Raw genomic sequence first — 1,428 nt, forward strand, 5'->3', positions numbered from 1 at the left:
TCGGCAGCGTGTTCATGCTGGTCATCGCGGCCATCGCCATGCTCACCACCGACCCGGTCCTGGCCCTGGTCGCCTTCGTCGTCTTCCCGGTCCTGGCCGCCGCCAACGTCGTCTTCCAACGGCGCGTCTCACCCATGGCCTCGCGCGCCCAGGCGCTGCGCGCCGAGGTCAGCGGCGTCGCCCACGAGTCCTTCGACGGCGCACTCGTCGTCAAGACCCTGGGCCGCGAGGACACCGAGACCGAGCGCTTCACCTCCGCCGCCCACCGCCTGCGCGACGCGCTCATCCAGGTCGGCCGGATGCGCTCGATGTTCGACCCGGTCATGGAGGCCCTGCCCAACTTCGGCGTGCTCGCCGTCCTGCTCCTGGGCATGTGGCGGCTGTCCACCGGCGCCATCGACGCCGGGGACCTGGTCCAGATCGCCTTCCTGTTCACCCTCCTGGCCCTGCCCATCCGCTCCTTCGGGTGGATCCTGGGCGACCTGCCCCGCAGCGTCGTGGGCTGGGACCGCGTCCAGTCCGTACTCAACTCCGGCGGCGCCATGGAGTACGGCACCCGCACCCTGGAGGACACCCCCACCGGCATCGCCCTGAGCGCCCGCGGCGTGACCTTCTCCTACGCCGACTCCTACGACGCGCGGGGCGGCGCGCGCGACCTCATGGACGGCGGAGCCGACACCGCGCCGCGCACCACCGTCCTCAACGGCGTGGACCTGGACATCGCCCCCGGACGCACCGTCGCACTGGTCGGCCCCACCGGGTCGGGCAAGTCCACGCTCACCACCGTCCTCATGCGCCTGGTCGACGCCGACACGGGCACCGTCACCCTCGACGGCGTCGACGTGCGCGACCTGGCCCGCGACCAGATCCCCCGGCACGCTGCCCTGGTGCCCCAGGGCACCTTCGTGTTCGAGGACAGCGTCCGCGACAACATCACCCTGGGCGCCGACGCCGACGACGACCAGGTCTGGGCCGCCCTGCGCCTGGCCCGCGCCGACGGCTTCGTCCGAGAACTGGAGGGCGGACTCGACGCCCGGCTCGGCGAGAAGGGCACCACCCTCTCCGGAGGGCAGCGCCAGCGCCTGGCCCTGGCCCGCGCGATCGTGCGCCGCCCGAGGCTGCTCATCATGGACGACGCCACCTCGGCCGTGGACCCCCAGATCGAGGCGCAGATCCTGGCGGGCCTGCGCGAACGCGACGACGCCGCCACCGTGGTCGTGGTCGCCTACCGCCGCGCCACCATCGAACTCGCCGACGAGGTCGTCTACATGGAACGCGGACGCGTGCTGGCCCGCGGCACCCACGAGGAACTGCTCACCACCTCGCCCGGCTACACCAGGCTCGTCACCGCCTACGAGCGCGCCTCCGCCGAGGGGCAGGCCGAGACAGACCCGCTGCCCGAGGAACCAGGCCCCCTCGAACCCGCCC

The 1,428-nt window shown here is 72.9% G+C and carries 1 protein-coding gene; it reads left to right on the forward strand.

Annotation, left to right across the window (positions count from 1 at the left end; translation table 11 throughout):
* Positions 1–1,428, forward strand: a 1,428-nt coding sequence (locus DQW06_RS26725; RefSeq protein ID WP_157983624.1) for an ABC transporter ATP-binding protein, incomplete at both ends; no start/stop codon positions are given.

Origin of the sequence: Nocardiopsis sp. TNDT3, assembly GCF_003427465.1 — a bacterium.
Classification (GTDB): domain Bacteria; phylum Actinomycetota; class Actinomycetes; order Streptosporangiales; family Streptosporangiaceae; genus Nocardiopsis; species Nocardiopsis dassonvillei.